This is a genomic window from Bacillus norwichensis (assembly GCF_014836955.1).
In the GTDB taxonomy this organism is placed as follows: Bacteria; Bacillota; Bacilli; order Bacillales; family Bacillaceae_C; genus Siminovitchia; species Siminovitchia norwichensis.
The window spans coordinates 1-665 of sequence record NZ_JACSPV010000112.1 but is presented as its reverse complement, the minus strand read 5'-3'; the positions used below and the strand labels follow the sequence as shown (position 1 = coordinate 665).

Annotated in this window: 1 protein-coding gene; it reads left to right on the top strand. The window is 48.6% G+C overall.

The window, feature by feature from the left end; all coding sequences use genetic code 11:
* Positions 1-665: ectoine/hydroxyectoine ABC transporter substrate-binding protein EhuB (gene ehuB, locus H9631_RS22200; protein ID WP_191816630.1), on the top strand; the 665-nt coding region annotated here is incomplete at both ends.

The window sequence follows — 665 nt, the reverse complement described above, 5'->3', positions numbered from 1 at the left end:
TCCACGCTTGATCGCCTGAAAAAAGAAGGCAAGGTGAAGCTTGGTGTAGCAAATGAAAAACCGTATGGCTATAAAACATCTGACGGGAATGTGACAGGCGTTGCACCTGAAATCACCAAAGCGGTTTTCAAGGAGATGGGGATCGACACTGTCGAAGGGGAAGTGACGGAATTTGGCTCTTTGATCCCGGCATTGCAAGCGGGACGCTTTGATGTTATTACGGCTGGGATGGACATCCGACCTGAACGTTGTGCAGAAGCGGCATTTGGCGACGTGGAGATCCGCTATGGGGAAGGCATGGCTGTTCAGAAAGGGAATCCGAAGAAATTGCACAGTTATGAAGACATCGCCAAAAATCCAGATTTGAAAGTGTCCATCATGGCGGGAGCGAATCAGCATGAGTTCCTGAAAGAGCTTGGAGTTAAAGATAATCAGATTGAAACGGCGGACAGTATTTCCTCTAACATTGCAGCGGTAAGCTCTGGCCGTGTAGATGCAACGGTAATGACGGAGGCGACACTTAGAGAAGCAGTGGAATCAGCAGACCAGTCCAAAGTGGAAGAGGCTAAGCCGTTTACACAGCCGGAGATTGACGGGAAAAGTGTTATGAGCTACGGAGCTGCTGTGTTTAGGAAAGAGGATAATGAACTCAGGGAAGCGTATAA